The organism is Bacillus sp. es.034 (genome assembly GCF_002563655.1).
Taxonomy (GTDB): Bacteria; Bacillota; Bacilli; order Bacillales; family Bacillaceae_B; genus Rossellomorea.
On record NZ_PDIY01000001.1, the window covers coordinates 2169038 to 2187288 of the forward strand.

The following is an 18251-nucleotide window of genomic DNA, read 5'->3' on the forward strand; positions in this document are numbered from 1 at the left end:
TTCGATTTATGTGAAACGAGTAACATGTAGTCCCATTCATTTACATAAAAAGGCATATTTCTTAATGAGGTGATCGTAGTGAAAAAGATTGGTGTATTGACGAGTGGTGGAGATTCACCCGGTATGAATGCAGCCGTCCGTGCAGTTGTGCGTAAAGCCATTTTCATGGATATAGAGGTATACGGTATATATCAAGGGTATAATGGGTTAATCAACGGGAACATCAAGAAGCTTGAGCTTGGTTCAGTCGGTGATATCATCCATCGTGGCGGAACAATGCTTTACACAGCCCGCTGTGAAGAATTCAAAACAAAAGAAGGCCAGAAAAAAGGAATCGAGCAATTAGAAAAACACGGCATTGAAGGACTTGTTGTCATTGGTGGGGACGGTTCTTACCAAGGGGCAAAAGCCTTGACGGAATGGGGATACCCATGTGTCGGTGTTCCGGGGACGATTGATAATGATATTCCGGGAACTGAATATACAATCGGTTTTGATACAGCGCTGAACACGGTCATCGATGCGATCGATAAAATCCGTGATACGGCTACATCCCATGAGCGGACGTTCATCATTGAAGTAATGGGACGTAATGCGGGGGACATCGCTCTATGGGCAGGTCTTGCCGGTGGAGCTGAAACGGTCCTGATCCCTGAGGAGAGATTCGATCTTGATGACGTTGTCGGTCGTTTGAAAAAAGGACAGGAACGCGGAAAGAAACATAGCGTCATCATTGTTGCAGAAGGCGTCATGTCTGCCAATGAATTTGCGAACCGCTTCACTGAAGCAACAGGAATGGATACACGTGTCTCCGTCCTTGGTCATATCCAGCGCGGTGGAACGCCAACAGCTGCAGACCGTGTCCTAGCAAGCCGTTTAGGGGCTTATGCCGTTGAACTATTGGCCCAGGGTAAAGGCGGAAGAGCGGTAGGAATTGAGAAAAATCAATTAGTTGATTACGATATTATTGAAGCACTTGCCAAGCCACATCAAATTGATTTGAACATGTATAGACTTTCCAAAGAGCTTTCAATCTAAATTGTTGTAAGATTTCAGGAGGTAAAGAAAATGAGAAAAACGAAAATAGTATGTACGATCGGTCCTGCCAGTGAAAGTGTAGAGAAGTTATCACAACTGATCGAAGCTGGAATGAACGTTTCCCGCTTGAACTTTTCACATGGTGACCACGATGAGCACGGACAGCGTATCATCAATATCCGCGAAGCAGCTGAAAAAGCAGGTAAGACAGTCGGGATCCTGCTTGATACAAAAGGTCCGGAAATCCGCACAAACAATATGCAGGACGGAGCTATCGAATTAACACAAGGGTCCAATATCATCGTTTCCATGAAAGAAGTAATGGGAACAACTGAGAAATTCTCCGTTACATACGAAGGATTGATCGATGATGTTCATGTTGGTTCTAAAATCCTTCTTGATGATGGATTGATCGGGTTGGAAGTAACGGAAATCGACAAAGCCAACGGTGAAATCCATACACATGTTGCCAACAGCGGAACACTAAAGAATAAAAAAGGTGTAAACGTACCGGGCGTATCTGTGAACCTTCCAGGAATCACTGATAAGGATGCCAGCGACATCGTATTCGGTATCGGACAAGGCGTTGACTTTATCGCAGCATCATTCGTTCGTCGTGCATCCGATGTACTTGAAATCCGTCAATTACTGGAAGAGCACAATGCATCTCATATTCAAATCATTCCTAAGATCGAAAACCAAGAAGGTGTAGACAATATCGATGAAATCCTTGAAGTATCGGACGGATTGATGGTCGCTCGTGGAGACCTTGGTGTGGAAATCCCTGCTGAAGAAGTACCACTTGTGCAAAAAATGCTGATCAAGAAATGTAACTCACTAGGTAAGCCTGTCATCACAGCGACTCAAATGCTTGATAGTATGCAGCGTAACCCAAGACCGACAAGAGCCGAAGCAAGTGACGTAGCCAATGCCATCTTTGATGGTACAGATGCGATCATGCTTTCTGGTGAGACAGCTGCAGGTACTTATCCTGTAGAAGCAGTTCAAACGATGCATAACATCGCGTCAAGAGCGGAAACGGCCCTTGATTTCAACGCGATCCTGTCTTCCCGCAGCAAAGACAGCGAGCACAATATGACGGATGCCATCGGTCAATCCGTTGCCTATACAGCTCTTAATCTTGATGTGAATGCCATTGTCGCTCCGACTGAGAGTGGTCACACGGCACGCATGATCTCTAAATATCGTCCGAAAGCACCAATCGTAGCCGTGACTGGTACAGACTCTGTATCACGCCGCCTGGCACTTGTATGGGGCGTATACCCTACTGTCGGCCGCAAAGTGACGACAACCGATGAAATGCTCGATATGGCAGTAGAAGAGAGCGTCAACTCAGGTATGACGAAGCACGGAGACCGCATCGTCATCACAGCGGGTGTTCCGATTGGTGAATCTGGAACGACGAACCTGATGAAAATCCACGTAGTGGGCGATGTTGTTGCCAAAGGTCAAGGAATCGGCCGCAAATCTGCATACGGTAAAGCAATTGTTGCCACTTCAGCTGAAGAAGCCGTGACGAACATGACTGATGGTGCTGTCCTTGTCACAATCGGCACAGACAAAGAAATGATGCCTGCCCTTGAAAAATGTTCAGCACTGATCGTTGAAGAAGGCGGTCTGACAAGTCATGCAGCCGTAGTCGGAATCAGCCTTGGAATTCCTGTCGTGGTCGGAGTCGACCATGCCACTTCATTATTCAAGAATGGCCAGGAAATCACGGTGGATGCGACTCATGGCGTGATTTATAATGGGTACGCGAGTGTATTGTAAGTAGATAGTTGGGGAACCAGAGTCTTTTTAAGGGCTCTGGTTTTTTTATATGGTGTGGAGAGTCTGTGGAGTGGAGCCAACTATTCGAAGGCACCGCAACTACAGTAACACGTACTGAATCTCCCAACATAAAACACAATTTCTCTAATATGCTATAATAAATACTAAGCAAGTATTAAACCAAATGGAGGAATCCATCATGAGATATATGCTTTTACTATTGATTATCGTACCGGCGCTTGAAATCGGCTTATTGGTCCTTTCCGGACAGGCCATTGGTCTTGTTCCGACTGTGTTGTTGATCATTACGACAGGGATCCTCGGAGCATACCTGGCTAAGAAGCAGGGAATCGAGACGATAAGAAGAGCTCAGCGGGACATGCAGTATGGGCAGATGCCCGGGGAAGCCATCATGGATGGTTTGTGTATCCTTGTGGGCGGAATCGTCCTGCTGACACCGGGATTCATTACGGATGCCCTTGGATTTCTCTTATTACTCCCGGCCACGAGGAAAATGTTCAAGCCCTTCTTCTATCGGTTATTTAAACGCTGGTTCAATAAAGGGAACGTCATTATATACAGATAACGGAAAACGCACTGCTCACAGATGGAGCAGTGCGTTTTCTTATTTAGCACCCATGATGAATTTCCAAGTATCTTCGAATACCCCGGCTCTTTTCAAAGTGGAGAGGATCACGAGCACAACGGGACCGACGATCAGTCCTAAAAATCCGATCAATTTAAAACCGACAAATAAAGCAATCAAGGTAGCAAGTGGATCGAGTCCGATGCTTGAAGACAGCACTTTCGGTTCCATGATCTGCCGCTGGACGACTACGACCAGGTAGAGGACCGAAAGCCCGATCCCCAATCCTGTATTGCCTGTGATGAATTCATAGATGATCCACGGCACGAATACGGCACCTGTCCCGAGATAAGGGAGGATATCCACGAGACCTGTCACGAGTGCGATGGTGATTGCGTAATCTACTCTCAGGATGATCAAGCCGATCAGAACGATGATCGCGGTGATTGAAATAAGAGTAAATTGAGCCCGGATGAACCCGAACAGTGCCCGTTTTAAATCGACGAACACTTTCCTTCCACTGCTCATCGCCTTACCGGGAATGATTTTCTCCGCTTTAGCAGATAATGTATACCAATCCTTACTGATGAAGAATGTGGCAAGCGCCGCGAAGATCAGGACGGACGCAGCATTTGGGATCCATGAGATCAGCTGGGGCAGTTTGGTGAAAAAGTTTTGCAGGAAATCACCAGCCGATGTGGCGATTTTCGTACCGGCTGTCTGGACATTTTCGAGTATCGTATCCTGTTGACCGGCTTCAAGATTTTTGAATAATCCTGCGAGCTGATTGTAAAGAGGGATGACGTGCCCGACGATGATATCCTCTGCATATGTAACAAGGGTTTGAACATGCTTGGGAAGTTCTTCTGCCAGATAATTGGCTCCCGAAACGATTTCCGCAATCAATAACGTGATGAGCCCTGCGAAGATGGCGACGATCAAGATGAGGGACACGGTGACGGCCCATATCCTCGGAAGCCATTTCTCCAGCCCGTTCACCAGGGGATTGATCAACAAGGCGATGGCCACGGCGATGATGAATGGATAAGCAAGTCTCCATATGTAATAGAGTGAAATCAATGAGAGAATGATGATCGCTAACACGATCAGAAAGCGGATCGTTCGATAAACATAATCTAAATTCAAGGGTTTCCCTCCTACCGGGTCTAGTACTTCTATTTTATAGGAGACAGGAAATGAAAGGAAGATATATTTGCAGTGGCAGGAGCATTTTATGAATGATATGAAAAGTTGATATGGTAGGATAATGATTGGAGTACATTAAGGAGAGGCAGGGGAATGATATGACTCAGCCATTCATGTTTTTACTGCTTTTATTGGGAATCGGGCTGATGGCGAAAAATCAATCCATCATTATAGCCGTAGCATTTCTAATTGGACTAAAGCTGCTTGGGCTTGATGAGAAAATTTTCGCGACGATTCAGTCGAAAGGCATTAACTGGGGTGTGACGATCATTACGATTGCTGTCCTTGCACCGATTGCAACAGGGGAAATCGGCTTTAAGGATCTCTTTGATTCGTTGAAGTCCCCTTATGCCTGGATTGCACTCGCCTCTGGAATGGCAGTGGCATTGATTGCGAAGAATGGGTTGATTCTACTGGAAGATGACCCCCACCTGACAACGGCCCTCGTTCTTGGCACGGTGCTAGCCGTCGCTCTCTTTAAAGGGGTTGCCGTCGGGCCTTTGATCGGCGCCGGGATCGCCTATCTTGCTATGAAATTGTATGAATTATTTCTGTGAATATGCGTGGGCGATTCCCCGGTTCGATCCTCTTTTTATCGCTGGTTTATTTTTCTAGAAAAATAATTTTTATAGAAATTGATGCGTTTTCATTCACAAAAGTCAGATAATTGTTTATAATAGGAAATGTAAGCGCATCCCAAGCTCTCATGATAGAATAGGAAGAGCCGGGAATCATTTTTTGTATAGGAATTGAGCAATCGCTCAGCGTTTTTTTACGTTCTTTTTAAACAAGCCTACTAGACTTAATAGATCGTTCTGTAGGGTTTTATACTCATATGAAAATGGGTAAAGATTAACAAAAGGAGAGGTTTATTATGACAGCAACTCGCGGATTAGAAGGCGTTGTAGCAACGACATCGTCCATCAGCTCCATCATTGACGATACTCTTACATATGTTGGCTACAACATTGATGATTTAGCAAATAATGCAAGCTTCGAAGAGGTTATCTACTTATTATGGCATCTGAAACTGCCTAATGCAGCAGAACTTAAGGAATTTACAGAGCTGTTAGCAGCTAACGCTGAATTGCCTAAGGAAGTCATTGAGCATTTCAAGATGTACAACATCAAGGAAGTCCACCCGATGGCAGCTTTACGTTCAGCTGTATCCCTGCTTGGACTGTATGATGATAAAGCAGACGTAATGGAAGAGAAGGAAAACTACTTGAAAGCTGTTCGCCTTCAAGCGAAGATCCCGACGATTGTCACGAGCTTTGCCCGTATCCGCAACGGTCAGGAACCGATTGCACCACGTCAGGACTTAGGTTTTGCAGCTAACTTCTTATATATGCTGACAGGAAAAGATCCTGAGCCTGTTGAAGTTGAAGCATTCAATAAAGCCCTTGTCCTTCATGCGGACCATGAGTTAAACGCTTCCACATTCACAGCACGTGTTTGTGTCGCGACTCTATCTGACGTCTATTCAGGTGTTACCGCTGCGATCGGTGCCTTAAAAGGACCTCTTCACGGTGGGGCAAATGAGCAGGTTATGAAGATGCTTACTGAAATCGGTTCTGTCGATAAAGCAGAAGAGTACATCCTCGACAAACTGGAGAAGAAAGAAAAAATCATGGGCTTCGGTCACCGCGTTTACCGTCAGGGAGATCCACGTGCCAAGCATCTGAAAGAAATGTCCAAGAAATTAACTGAATTGACAGGACAAAGTAAATACTACGAAATGTCCGTTAAGGTTGAAGATGTATTCACATCCAATAAAGGCTTACCGCCAAATGTTGATTTCTACTCAGCATCTGTTTACCACAGCTTAGGTATCGATCATGACTTATTCACACCGATCTTTGCTGTAAGCCGTGTATCCGGCTGGTTGGCACACATCCTTGAACAATATTCAAATAATCGCCTGATCCGCCCTCGTGCTGATTATGTAGGGCCTGGCAAGCAACAATATGTGCCGGTTGAACAAAGAGGTTAATCATCAATATTTACAAATAGTAAAAATATTGGTGTAATAATAAGAGAAGGGGAATGACTCAGCATGGGTAACTTACGGGTCATCCTCTTTGATAATGATTAAATGGAGGTTACATAATGACACAAGGTGAAAAAATTACAAACCAGAATGGCCAACTTAATGTGCCTAACAATCCAATCGTCCCATTCATTGAAGGTGACGGAACGGGTCCAGATATTTGGGCAGCAGCCAAGCGCGTCCTGGATGCTTCTGTAGAGAAAGCATACAAAGGCGAACGCAAGATTTCATGGAAAGAAGTATATGCTGGGGAAAAAGCATTCAACAAAACGGGTGAATGGCTTCCAAACGATACACTAGAAGCAATCCGTGAGTATTTCATCGCGATCAAAGGTCCACTTACGACTCCTGTCGGCGGCGGAATCCGTTCATTGAACGTTGCGCTTCGCCAGGAATTGGATCTATTCACATGCCTGCGTCCAGTACGCTACTTCGAAGGTGTTCCTTCACCTGTTAAGCGTCCTGAAGATACTGACATGGTGATCTTCCGTGAAAACACTGAAGATATCTATGCAGGTATCGAGTACGCTAAAGGTTCTGATGAAGTGAAGAAATTAATCAGCTTCTTACAGGACGAAATGGGCGTGAACAAAATCCGTTTCCCAGAAACATCAGGTATCGGAATCAAGCCTGTTTCTGAAGAAGGGACAAACCGTCTTGTTCGTGCAGCAATCAACTACGCGATCACAGAAGGCCGTAAATCAGTAACATTGGTTCACAAAGGGAACATCATGAAGTTCACTGAAGGAGCTTTCAAAAACTGGGGTTACGAGATTGCTGAGAAAGAATTCGGCGATAAAGTATTCACTTGGGCTCAATATGACAAGATCAAAGAAGAAGACGGATTGGAAGCAGCGAACAAAGCTCAATCTGATGCTGAAGCAGCTGGTAAGATCATCGTGAAGGATTCAATCGCTGATATCTTCTTACAGCAAATCCTTACTCGTCCTGCTGAGTTCGATGTTGTCGCAACAATGAACTTAAACGGGGATTACATCTCTGATGCACTAGCTGCTCAAGTAGGTGGAATCGGTATTGCTCCTGGAGCAAATATCAACTACGAATCAGGACATGCGATCTTTGAGGCAACTCACGGAACGGCTCCTAAATATGCAGGTATGGATAAAGTGAATCCTTCATCTGTCATCCTTTCAGGTGTACTTATGCTTGAACACCTTGGTTGGACTGAAGCTGCTAACCTGATCACAAAATCAATGGAAAAAACAATCGCTTCTAAAGTCGTAACATATGACTTCGCCCGTCTGATGGATGGAGCGACAGAAGTGAAATGCTCTGAGTTCGGTTCTGCTTTAATCGATAACATGGAAGCATAATAATGTGACATAAGGGTGGGGTGCTTCGTATTGGAGCACTCCTTCCTTTACATAATGAGACGAATAGGAGGAATCATGATGGCAATTAAACGTAGAAAAGTATCTGTAATCGGTGGAGGTTTCACCGGGGCGACAACGGCATTGATGCTCGCCCAGAAAGAGCTTGGAGATGTTGTATTGGTTGATATTCCGCAAAACGAGGATCCAACGAAAGGGAAAGCACTAGATATGCTTGAGGCAAGTCCTGTACAGGGCTTTGATTCAACCATCATCGGTACGTCCAATTATGAAGATACGAAGGATTCGGATATCGTTGTCATCACTGCCGGGATTGCCCGTAAACCGGGTATGAGCCGTGATGATCTCGTTCAGACCAATCAAAAGGTCATGAAATCAGTGACCCAGCAAATCGTGAAGCATTCACCTGACTGTTACATCATCGTTCTGACCAATCCCGTAGATGCCATGACCTATACAGTGTTCAAGGAATCCGGTTTCCCGAAAGAGCGCGTGATCGGTCAATCAGGAGTCCTTGATACAGCCCGCTTCCGCACGTTTGTCGCACAGGAATTAAACCTGTCCGTGAAGGATATTACAGGTTTCGTCCTCGGCGGCCACGGTGATGACATGGTTCCTCTTATTCGTTACTCATACGCTGGAGGCATCCCACTTGAGACATTGATCCCTAAAGATCGCCTGGACGCCATCGTAGAGCGCACCCGTAAAGGCGGAGGCGAAATTGTCGGGCTCCTCGGTAACGGAAGTGCCTACTACGCACCGGCGGCATCACTCGTCCAAATGGTCGAAGCCATCCTGAAAGACCAGCGCCGCGTCATCCCGGCCATCGCCTACCTCGAAGGCGAATACGGATTCGAAGGCATCTACCTCGGCGTCCCGACCATCCTAGGTGGAAACGGCCTCGAGAAAATCATCGAACTCGAACTCACAGAAGACGAAAAAGCAGCACTATCCAACTCAGCTGACGCAGTTAAAAACGTCATGGCTTCATTGGCTTAATTTTTTCCAAAACTGGCTTCCATAGTGGAGGTCAGTTTTTTCATAGTGAAAAGGGTGTAACTTGTATAGGAGCGATTAAAAACTCTTTGTATGGTAACCCTAAAAATGATAAAATACTAATAGACAGACAATAAAAACAATTTTTATTATTTAAAATTGTAATCGTTTACATACTTGGAGGTGCTTCTTATGTTATTAGGGAAAAAGAGAAAACTGGGAAGAAAAATCGACGAAATGACGGTCGGTGAAAAACTGACCCTGACAGAAAAAATAGAAGACAATGAACTTCTTCTATACCTTGGGCTCACAAATGATGCCAATCCATTATATATCCAGCACGACTATGCGTCACAGACACCATTTAAAAAACCAATCGTTCCATCCATCATGCTGACGGGGATCATTACATCGGCGGTGTCGAAGTATTTGCCGGGACCGGGCTCCCATATCGTTGAGCAAACCATTGAATTTCCGAAACCGGTCTATCATTACGCTACAGTTCAATTCCTCTTTGAAGTGACAGAAGTAAATCCACATAATCATCTGGTTACCATTCAGGTATCGGCAACGAACGAGGAAGATGAAAAGGTGATCAACGGAACCATCAAGGTGTGTCCGCCTCATCGACTGGAAAAAATGAATAGTAATGCATTGGAAAACTTCTAATGCCGGAAGGGAGCTATGTGATCATAGCTCTTTTTTTTAATGCAATAGGTTGAAGTGCATCCTATAAAAAAGTGGAGTGAAAAACTAAAAAGGATTAAATCTATCTAAATGATGGTAAGCACCGAGAATTATATTATAATGAAAGTACAATTACATAAACAGTTTGGATGTTGGGGTTAATTTTCTTTGGTATGGAGGCACAACACATGAGCAAAAAAATCTTGGTAGTCGATGATGAACAATCCATTGCAACACTCTTAAAGTACAATCTGGAGCAATCCGGTTATTCAGTGACAACAGCACATGACGGCGCGGAGGGGAGGGATCTTGCGATTGAACAGTCCCCGGATTTGATCGTCCTTGACCTGATGCTTCCGTCTATGGATGGAATCGAGGTATGCAAAGAATTGCGGCAGCGAAAGATCAATATCCCGATTCTGATGTTAACGGCGAAGGATGATGAATTCGATAAAGTCCTCGGTTTGGAGCTTGGTGCGGATGACTATATGACAAAACCATTCAGCCCCCGTGAAGTGGTGGCGAGGGTGAAGGCGATCTTAAGGCGAAGCCAGGCCATCCGGGAAACGGAACCGGCAGCCGAGGAACCGACCGATTATAAGGAAGTCGGTGAACTAAAGGTATATCCTGAACAATATGAGGCGTATTTCCAAGGAGAATTACTTGAACTGACACCGAAGGAATTCGAGCTTTTATTATATTTGACGGATAACAAAGGGCGAGTCCTTACGCGGGATCAGCTGCTGAGTGCGGTATGGAACTACGACTTTGCAGGAGATACGAGAATCGTGGATGTGCATATCAGCCATCTCCGTGAAAAAATCGAGTCCAATACGAAAAAACCAACCTATATCAAAACGATCCGTGGTCTCGGGTATAAATTGGAGGAGCCTAAAAATCGATGACCAAATTTAGAACAAAGCTCCTATTTGCTCTCATTACGTTGATCATCGCTGTCTTAATAGGGCTTGGTCTGCTTTTAGGCCAGATTTTCAAGAACTTCTATTTAGATACGTTCAACTCCAGGATTCAAAAGGAGACCAGATTACTGGCAAGCTCTATTGAGGAGAACGGGGCACCGAAAGAAATCGATCCTGAAATGATCAAAGGGTTGAGCGACATATTGGATGTCCGGATCACCGTGCTCGATAAATCCGGGGATGTGGTCCACGATACGGATACAGCAGATTCACTGGTTGGTCCGCAGCAGAAGAAAATCGTAAAAGAAATCCAGAAAAACTGGGATGTGAAACAGAAGCATAAAAAACTCGTCACTTCTGGAAATGAATTTCGGTATTACTGGTATCCATTAAAAAATGCCAACGGTGAAATGATGGGACTTCTCATTATGAGCGCAGAGGTTGATGCCCTGGAAAGAGGGACTCAGCAAATTTGGTTTGTACTGTCCATTTCATTAGGACTTGCCCTGGTCCTCATCATCATTCTTGGCTCAAGGATTACGGTGAGGTACACAAAGCCCATCGAATCAGCAACCAATGTGGCCATGGAACTTGCCAAGGGTAATTACCGTGCCAGGACCTACGAGGATCGGCTGGATGAAACGAGTATGCTCAGCACCTCCATCAATATTCTGGCTCGAAACCTTCAGGAAATGGTAAATGCCCAGGAAATGCAGCAAGACCGCTTAACAACATTGATTGAAAATATGGGGAGTGCTCTCCTATTGATTGATCACCGGGGTTTTGTCGTCTTAACGAACAGGACGTTCAGGGAATTCTTTAACCTGGAGGAAAGCCAACTGAAGAAAGTACGGTACCATGAGGTGATTCACTATTCTGAAGTGAATAAGCTTGTGGAGGAAATCTTTATGACGGAGGAGCGGTTGCGAAAGCAGATTCTCCTTCCGTACAAGCTTGATCGAAAGCACTATGAAGTGTACGGAGCCCCCATTATCGGCAACAATGACGAATGGAAAGGGATCGTTGTCGTATTCCATGACATCACCGAGCTTAAAAAGCTTGAACAGATGCGCAAAGATTTTGTGGCGAATGTGTCTCACGAATTGAAAACGCCGATCACCTCGATCAAAGGATTCTCAGAAACACTATTGGACGGGGCAATGAACGATCCCGATACGTTAAAATCCTTTTTAGACATCATTCTAAAGGAAAGTGACCGGCTGCAGTCCCTCATTCAGGATCTGCTGGAGTTGTCTAAAATTGAGAAGCAGGGATTCCAGCTATTCGTCGAGGAAGTGGAAGTGGCAGGGCTGATAGAAGATGTAATCCCGATTTTAAAAGAAAAAGCAAAGCCGAAGGACATTTCCCTTCAAGCCGATTTCGAATCAAGGGGAACGGCAGAAGTGGATTCCTACCGGTTAAAACAGGTGTTCATCAACCTGATCAGCAATGCGATCGCTTATACTCCAAGAGGCGGAAATGTCTCGGTCAAGGTGCAGGACGATCAGGATAAGGTGTATGTAAAAGTGAAGGATAACGGGATGGGGATCAGCCAGGAAGAGCTCCCCCGTATTTTTGAACGATTTTACCGGGTGGATAAAGCGAGAAGCCGGAATTCAGGCGGCACCGGTTTGGGCTTGGCGATTGTCAAGCACATCATTGAAGCCCATGAAGGTGATATTGAAGTGGAAAGTGAACTTGAAAAAGGAACGACTTTCACTGTCACATTGAATAAGAGCTCTTCATCCATCTCTCATGGTGGAAATCAAGGGAAACTTTAGTCGTTTTTCACCTTATTTACATTGTTTTTACAATCGCTTTAAATTCAATTAACAATGGGGTGTTACGATACTAAGTGAAACCCCTTCATCCAAGGTGTTGCGAAAAGACGAGAACCAACCCCGTTCTCGTCTTTTCGCTTTTTATTTTTGATAACGCTTTCGAAACCTCTCTTGTCATCTTCCCTTAATATTATTGAAACCTTTTTGTCTTACGCCCGTATATCCTAGTAAGCAGAAAATAAGATATAGAGATGGAAAAGGGAGGATGCATATGAGCTTGAAGCGTGTTTACACTGTAGCAGGAATGGTGCTCGCAGCCATTATTCTAATTGTTGTCCTACTGACATCCTGGTATACCGTTGACGAATCAGAACAGGCACTGGTGTTGACGTTCGGGGATGCAGGCGAACCGGTTGTGGAACCTGGACTGCATTTCAAGATGCCGTGGCCGGTGCAGTCAGTGGAAGTGCTGTCGAAAGAAACCTTCAGTCTTCAATTTGGATATGAAGAAAAAGACGGGAAAATCAAGGACTTTCCTAAAGAGACAAAAATGATCACGGGGGATGAGTACATTGTGCTTGCCGATCTTGTGGTTCAATGGAAAATCACGGATCCTGAAGCCTATTTATTCAATTCGGATAAACCGAAAGAAATTCTGTACGATGCAACTTCTTCTTCACTAAGAAGCATTATCGGAAGCTCATTGATCGATGATGCCTTAACGTCCGGGAAAGCCGAAATCGAGGCAGATGTAAGGGATTTATTGACGGAGTTGATCGATGATTATGATATTGGGATATCGATTCTTGCGGTGAAGTTGCAGGATGTTGAGCTGCCGAATGCAGAGGTCCGCTCGGCATTTACGGCGGTAACGGATGCAAGGGAAACGATGAATACGAAAATCAATGAAGCCAAGAAATATCGAAACCAGCGAACCAACGAAGCCAAAGGGGAAAAAGATGCCATCATGTCCCGGGCCAAAGGGGATAAAATCGCACGTGTGGAGCAGGCACGTGGAGATGTAGCGGTATTTGACAAATTATACAATGAGTATAAATCGAATCCTGAAATTACAAGAAAGCGTCTCGTGCTGGAAACATTGGAAAATGTCCTGCCCGATGCAGAAATTTATATCATGAAGGATAGTGGAGAAACCCTGAAATACTTCCCTATCCGTCAAATGGAGAATCAGAATCCTCCGGTGAAGCAGGAAGGAAGTGATGAGAATGAGTGATCAAAACGTATTTGATATCAATACAAAGAAGAAAGAACCGATCGAGTGGAAGAGTTATACGAAATTAGGAATCTTTTTCGTGATCCTCATCGCTGTCATTCTTCTCCTCTTCACAAGTCTCTTCATTGTCAAAGAAGGAGAATATAAAGTCGTCCGTCAATTTGGAGAAGTGGTACGGATCGATAAGGAACCGGGTATGAAATATAAGATCCCGTTCATCCAATCCGTCACGACCTTACCGAAGCACCAAATGACCTATGACGTGACTGAAGCAGAGATCAATACCAAAGATAAAAAGCGGATGCTCATCGACAATTATGCCGTGTGGCGCATTGAAGATCCTCTTAAGATGATCAAGAATGCCAGAACGGTGATCAATGCCGAGACGAAGATGGAAGAATTCATCTATTCCGTTGTCCGTTCAGAGCTCGGTCGATTGGAATATGATGAAATCATCAATGATGAGAAGTCATCAAGGGGAAGCTTAAACGATAAAGTGACAGATAAGGTGAATGAGCTGTTGCAGCGGGATAATTATGGTATCGTCGTTCAGGATGTCCGCATGAAGCGTACAGATCTGCCTGAAGCGAATGAAAACTCCGTCTATACCCGTATGATCTCGGAACGGGACTCCAAAGCACAGGAATACCTGTCCATGGGGGATGCCGAGAAACAAAGGGTGACGGCTGAAACCGATCGTGAAGTGAAAGAGCTCCTTGCTAAAGCAGGGGCAGACGCCAATGTGATCCGGGCAGAAGGGGAAGCCGAAGCCGCACAAATTTACAACAAATCCTTCACGAAGGATCCGAGCTTCTATGACCTTTATAAAACCCTCGAAACGTATAAGAAGACCGTGGATGACAAAACCGTCATCATCTTACCATCCGATTCGCCGTATGCGAGGCTGTTGATGGGGTACACGGAATAATTTTAAGAAACTCTTGGAAATGGGTGGTTCACCTGATTTCCGGGAGTTTTTTTCTTGGATAAGGTCCCCGTTTTTCCTTTCATTCCCCAACATGATAGAATGACTATATAGAAACAGAAGCCTTTACAGGAGGTACTTATATGTCCAAAAAATTAGTCCTGATTGACGGTAACAGTATTGCTTACCGTGCATTCTTTGCCCTTCCACTATTGAATAACGACAAGGGTGTACATACAAACGCGGTATACGGCTTTACCACCATGCTGCAGAAGATACTGGAAGATGAAAAACCGTCTCATATCCTGGTGGCCTTTGATGCGGGAAAAACGACGTTCCGTCATAAGACATTCACGGAATACAAAGGCGGCAGGCAGAAGACCCCGCCTGAGTTGTCCGAGCAATTCCCTTATATCCGGGAGCTTCTGGATGCTTATGGGATCAAACGGTATGAAAAAGAAAACTATGAAGCGGATGATATTATCGGAACCCTCTCCCTGCAGGCAGAATCCGACGGGTTCGAAGTGAAAGTATACTCAGGGGATAAGGATTTAACCCAGTTAAGCTCCAAAGATACGACGGTGTGCATCACAAGAAAAGGAATCACGGATATCGAGGTGTATACACCCCAGCACATCAAAGAAAAATGGGAGATCACCCCTGACCGGATCATCGATATGAAAGGCTTGATGGGGGACAGCTCCGATAATATCCCTGGTGTACCCGGTGTCGGTGAGAAAACGGCGATCAAGCTCCTGAAGGAATTCGATTCCCTTGAAAAGCTGCTGGAGTCCATCGACAAAGTGAGCGGAAAGAAATTGAAAGAGAAGCTTGAAGAAAATAAGGACCAGGCGATCATAAGTAAAGAACTGGCCACGATCCTCAGAGAAGCTCCCATCGAAGTCACGGTAGAAGAACTGAATTATGATGGCTGGGATGAAGTGAAACTGAAGGAAGTGTACCGGGATCTTGGATTCAACTCCCTCCTTGAGAAAATGGGTGAGTCCCCTCAAGAGGAGCCCCAGGAGCTGGATGATATCTCCTTTGAAGTGGTGGAAACCATTACAGACGAACATCTGGCAAGTGAGAGCTCCCTATACATCGAAATGCTTGAAGAGAATTATCATCTTGGTGAAGTGATCGGCATGAGTCTTCATAACGAAAATGGGACGATTTTCTTTACCCTTGAAACGGCACTGAATTCAGAAGCCTTTAAAAAGTGGGCGGAAGATGGATCGAAGTCGAAGAACGTCTACAACTCGAAAGAGACCGTCGTTGCCCTGAAGCGACAAGGAATCGACATCAAAGGAATCGGTTTCGATCTATTGCTCGCGTCTTATATCATCAATCCATCTGAATCGAGTGAAGACTTCGCCTCCATCGCAAAAGGGCATGGTCAGCCATCCATCGAGTCGGATGAAGCGGTTTATGGAAAAGGGGCCAAGCAGAAGGTCCCTTCCACGGACGCATTATCCGAACATCTGGCAAGAAAGGCCTTCATCCTTCAAGACTTGAAGGAAACATGCATAAAAGAACTCGAAGAAAATGATCTTTATGAATTATACATGGAGCTGGAATTGCCTCTTGCCCTTATCCTGGCTGAGATGGAATTCACCGGTGTGAAGGTGGATCAGGATCGTTTGATGACCATGAAGGAAGAGCTTGCCCTCCGACTGGACGAACTGGAAAAGAACATTCATGAACTGGCAGGGGAGAGTTTCAACATCAATTCTCCGAAGCAGCTCGGCGTGATCCTTTTTGAAAAACTGGGTCTGCCGGTTGTGAAGAAAACGAAGACTGGTTACTCCACTTCCGCAGACGTATTGGAAAAACTGCAGTCCAAGCATGAAATCATTGATCATATCCTTCACTACCGTCAGTTAGGAAAGCTGCAGTCCACTTATCTAGAAGGGTTATTGAAGGTGGTTCATAAAGATTCGAGCAAGATCCATACTCGGTTCAACCAGGCCCTTACCCAAACCGGCCGCCTGAGCTCAACGGATCCGAACCTTCAAAACATCCCGATCCGCCTGGAAGAAGGCCGAAAGATCCGTCAGGCTTTCATTCCTTCTGAAAAAGGATGGGTCATGTTCGCTGCCGATTATTCACAGATCGAACTACGGGTCCTTGCCCATATAGCGGGGGATGAGAAATTGGTGGAAGCCTTCCGTAATGATATGGACATCCATACGAAAACGGCCATGGACGTTTTCGGAGTGGAGAAGAGCGAGGTTACGTCCAATATGAGAAGGCATGCGAAAGCCGTTAACTTCGGGATCGTCTATGGAATCAGTGACTACGGACTGTCACAAAGTCTTGATATCACACGAAAAGAAGCAGGGGAGTTCATTAAGAAGTACTTAGAAAGCTTCCCCGGCGTGAAAGAATATATGGATGATATCGTACAGGATGCGAAACAAAAGGGGTATGTGACGACCCTGATGAATCGACGCCGTTACCTTCCTGAAATCACGAGCCGTAATTTCAATTTACGGAGCTTTGCAGAACGTACAGCGATGAACACACCGATTCAGGGAAGTGCAGCAGATATCATTAAGAAAGCCATGATTGATATGGCGGCCCGTTTGAAGGAAGAGAAACTTCAAACACGGATGCTCTTACAGGTGCATGATGAATTGATCTTCGAAGCTCCCGAGGATGAAATCGAAACATTGAAGAAAATTGTTCCTGAAGTGATGGAGAACGCGATGGAGCTCGAAGTTCCATTAAAGGTTGATTACTCTTACGGACAAACATGGTACGACGCGAAGTAGTTTTATGAAGAAGGAGGTGGAACTATGCCAGAGCTGCCTGAAGTAGAAACGGTCAGAAGGACGTTGGAGCTCCTTGTATCGGGGAAGAAAATAAAGGATGTCAGTGTCTTTTGGCCAAAAATGATCAAGAATCCACCTGAAACGGATGAATTCATCCATAGCTTGAGAGGTCAGGAAATTCATGAGATGAGAAGGAGAGGGAAGTTCTTGATCTTCTCTTGTGATGATGTTGCCCTCGTTTCTCATTTGAGAATGGAAGGAAAGTATAATCTGGCTGATCATCGGGATCCCGTTGAAAAACACACTCATGTCATCTTCCACTTCACGGATGGAACGGAACTCAGATACCGTGATGTCCGGAAGTTTGGGACGATGCATCTCTTTAAGAAGGGGGAAGAACTACTCCACCTTCCCCTCCTTCAGTTGGGACCGGAGCCGTTTCTGTCAGAGTTTACACCAGACTATCTGGCTGAAAAGCTCGGCAGGACGGAGAGAATCGTGAAGGCCACCTTATTGGATCAAACGGTGCTTGTAGGCCTTGGGAATATTTATGTGGATGAAGCCCTATTCCGTGCAGGCATTCATCCCGACCGGAAATCAAAGTCCCTGTCACGGGAAGAAATCGAGCGGCTCCACAGTGAAATCATCCACACGTTGACGGAAGCGGTGGAAATGGGTGGCAGCACGATCCGGTCTTACGTGAATTCCCAGGGACAGATGGGGATGTTCCAACAGAACCTGTATGTTTACAGCAGGAAAGAAGAGCCGTGCCGGAACTGCGGTACAGCCATCGAGAAGAAAGTATCGGCGGGGAGAGGGACCCATTACTGCCCCCGCTGTCAGCGGTAAAAAGAACGTTTAACATTTGATAAGCCCTTACCATATAGTATTGTAATGATTTTCGGGAGGGC

General features: G+C 45.3%; 15 protein-coding genes. 14 read left to right on the top strand and 1 reads right to left on the bottom strand.

Annotated elements, in window-relative coordinates:
• The first annotated feature begins 78 nt into the window (after positions 1-78).
• The 3 genes from pfkA (at position 79) to ATG71_RS11040 (ending at position 3415) form a co-directional block, all read left to right on the top strand.
• Positions 79-1038 carry a 6-phosphofructokinase gene (gene pfkA / locus ATG71_RS11030; protein WP_098439648.1) on the top strand — a complete coding sequence of 320 codons (960 nt, stop codon included), beginning with the start codon at positions 79-81 and terminating at the stop codon, positions 1036-1038.
• Between the two features lie 30 nt (positions 1039-1068).
• On the top strand, positions 1069-2829 hold the full coding sequence (gene pyk / locus ATG71_RS11035; RefSeq protein WP_098439649.1) for a pyruvate kinase: 1761 nt from the start codon (positions 1069-1071) through the stop codon (positions 2827-2829).
• A gap of 199 nt (positions 2830-3028) precedes the next feature.
• A complete protein-coding gene (locus ATG71_RS11040; RefSeq protein WP_098439650.1) occupies positions 3029-3415 on the top strand; it encodes an FxsA family protein in 387 nt (128 codons plus the stop codon).
• Positions 3416-3454: 39 nt separating this feature from the next.
• On the opposite strand, the gene ytvI is transcribed toward ATG71_RS11040, so the two are convergent.
• Positions 3455-4561, bottom strand: coding sequence for a sporulation integral membrane protein YtvI (gene ytvI / locus ATG71_RS11045; RefSeq protein ID WP_098439651.1), 1107 nt, complete (start codon positions 4559-4561; stop codon positions 3455-3457).
• A gap of 158 nt (positions 4562-4719) precedes the next feature.
• Between ytvI and ATG71_RS11050 the strand changes: the two genes are divergently transcribed.
• From ATG71_RS11050 to mutM, 11 genes are all read left to right on the top strand, one after another.
• Positions 4720-5178, top strand: coding sequence for a DUF441 domain-containing protein (locus tag ATG71_RS11050; protein ID WP_098439652.1), 459 nt, complete (start codon positions 4720-4722; stop codon positions 5176-5178).
• Positions 5179-5495: 317 nt separating this feature from the next.
• Positions 5496-6614, top strand: a complete 1119-nt coding sequence (citZ, locus tag ATG71_RS11055) for a citrate synthase (RefSeq protein ID WP_098439653.1) — start codon at positions 5496-5498, stop codon at positions 6612-6614.
• Positions 6615-6730: 116 nt separating this feature from the next.
• On the top strand, positions 6731-8005 hold the full coding sequence (icd, locus tag ATG71_RS11060) for an NADP-dependent isocitrate dehydrogenase (RefSeq protein ID WP_098439654.1): 1275 nt from the start codon (positions 6731-6733) through the stop codon (positions 8003-8005).
• Positions 8006-8083: 78 nt separating this feature from the next.
• Positions 8084-9022: a malate dehydrogenase gene (gene mdh / locus ATG71_RS11065; protein WP_060671060.1), complete on the top strand. Its 939-nt coding sequence runs from the start codon at positions 8084-8086 to the stop codon at positions 9020-9022.
• A 189-nt stretch (positions 9023-9211) separates the two neighbouring features.
• Positions 9212-9688: a MaoC family dehydratase gene (locus ATG71_RS11070; protein ID WP_098439655.1), complete on the top strand. Its 477-nt coding sequence runs from the start codon at positions 9212-9214 to the stop codon at positions 9686-9688.
• A gap of 206 nt (positions 9689-9894) precedes the next feature.
• A complete protein-coding gene (locus ATG71_RS11075) occupies positions 9895-10611 on the top strand; it encodes a response regulator transcription factor (RefSeq protein WP_061811469.1) in 717 nt (238 codons plus the stop codon).
• Positions 10608-12407: a two-component system histidine kinase PnpS gene (gene pnpS, locus ATG71_RS11080; RefSeq protein ID WP_098439656.1), complete on the top strand. Its 1800-nt coding sequence runs from the start codon at positions 10608-10610 to the stop codon at positions 12405-12407. The genes ATG71_RS11075 and pnpS overlap by 4 nt, the downstream gene beginning before the upstream one ends.
• A 271-nt stretch (positions 12408-12678) precedes the next feature.
• Entirely contained in the window at positions 12679-13641 is a 963-nt protein-coding gene (gene hflK / locus ATG71_RS11085; RefSeq protein WP_098439657.1) for an FtsH protease activity modulator HflK, read from the top strand.
• A complete protein-coding gene (gene hflC, locus ATG71_RS11090; protein WP_098439658.1) occupies positions 13634-14569 on the top strand; it encodes a protease modulator HflC in 936 nt (311 codons plus the stop codon). Before hflK ends, hflC begins: the two co-directional genes overlap by 8 nt.
• Positions 14570-14709: 140 nt before the next feature.
• Positions 14710-17340: a DNA polymerase I gene (gene polA, locus ATG71_RS11095; protein ID WP_098439659.1), complete on the top strand. Its 2631-nt coding sequence runs from the start codon at positions 14710-14712 to the stop codon at positions 17338-17340.
• 24 nt (positions 17341-17364) lie between these two features.
• Entirely contained in the window at positions 17365-18189 is an 825-nt protein-coding gene (gene mutM / locus ATG71_RS11100; protein ID WP_098439660.1) for a DNA-formamidopyrimidine glycosylase, read from the top strand.
• The last annotated feature ends 62 nt before the right edge of the window (positions 18190-18251 follow it).

Bases quoted from the DNA above. Each gene is read 5' to 3' on its own strand.
- pyk (WP_098439649.1), top strand. From the start codon at position 1,069: ATGAGAAAAACGAAAATAGTATGTACGATCGGTCCTGCCAGTGAAAGT.
- ATG71_RS11040 (WP_098439650.1), top strand. From the start codon at position 3,029: ATGAGATATATGCTTTTACTATTGATTATCGTACCGGCGCTTGAAATC.
- ATG71_RS11050 (WP_098439652.1), top strand. From the start codon at position 4,720: ATGACTCAGCCATTCATGTTTTTACTGCTTTTATTGGGAATCGGGCTG.
- citZ (WP_098439653.1), top strand. From the start codon at position 5,496: ATGACAGCAACTCGCGGATTAGAAGGCGTTGTAGCAACGACATCGTCC.
- icd (WP_098439654.1), top strand. From the start codon at position 6,731: ATGACACAAGGTGAAAAAATTACAAACCAGAATGGCCAACTTAATGTG.
- mdh (WP_060671060.1), top strand. From the start codon at position 8,084: ATGGCAATTAAACGTAGAAAAGTATCTGTAATCGGTGGAGGTTTCACC.
- ATG71_RS11070 (WP_098439655.1), top strand. From the start codon at position 9,212: ATGTTATTAGGGAAAAAGAGAAAACTGGGAAGAAAAATCGACGAAATG.
- ATG71_RS11075 (WP_061811469.1), top strand. From the start codon at position 9,895: ATGAGCAAAAAAATCTTGGTAGTCGATGATGAACAATCCATTGCAACA.
- pnpS (WP_098439656.1), top strand. From the start codon at position 10,608: ATGACCAAATTTAGAACAAAGCTCCTATTTGCTCTCATTACGTTGATC.
- hflK (WP_098439657.1), top strand. From the start codon at position 12,679: ATGAGCTTGAAGCGTGTTTACACTGTAGCAGGAATGGTGCTCGCAGCC.
- hflC (WP_098439658.1), top strand. From the start codon at position 13,634: ATGAGTGATCAAAACGTATTTGATATCAATACAAAGAAGAAAGAACCG.
- polA (WP_098439659.1), top strand. From the start codon at position 14,710: ATGTCCAAAAAATTAGTCCTGATTGACGGTAACAGTATTGCTTACCGT.
- mutM (WP_098439660.1), top strand. From the start codon at position 17,365: ATGCCAGAGCTGCCTGAAGTAGAAACGGTCAGAAGGACGTTGGAGCTC.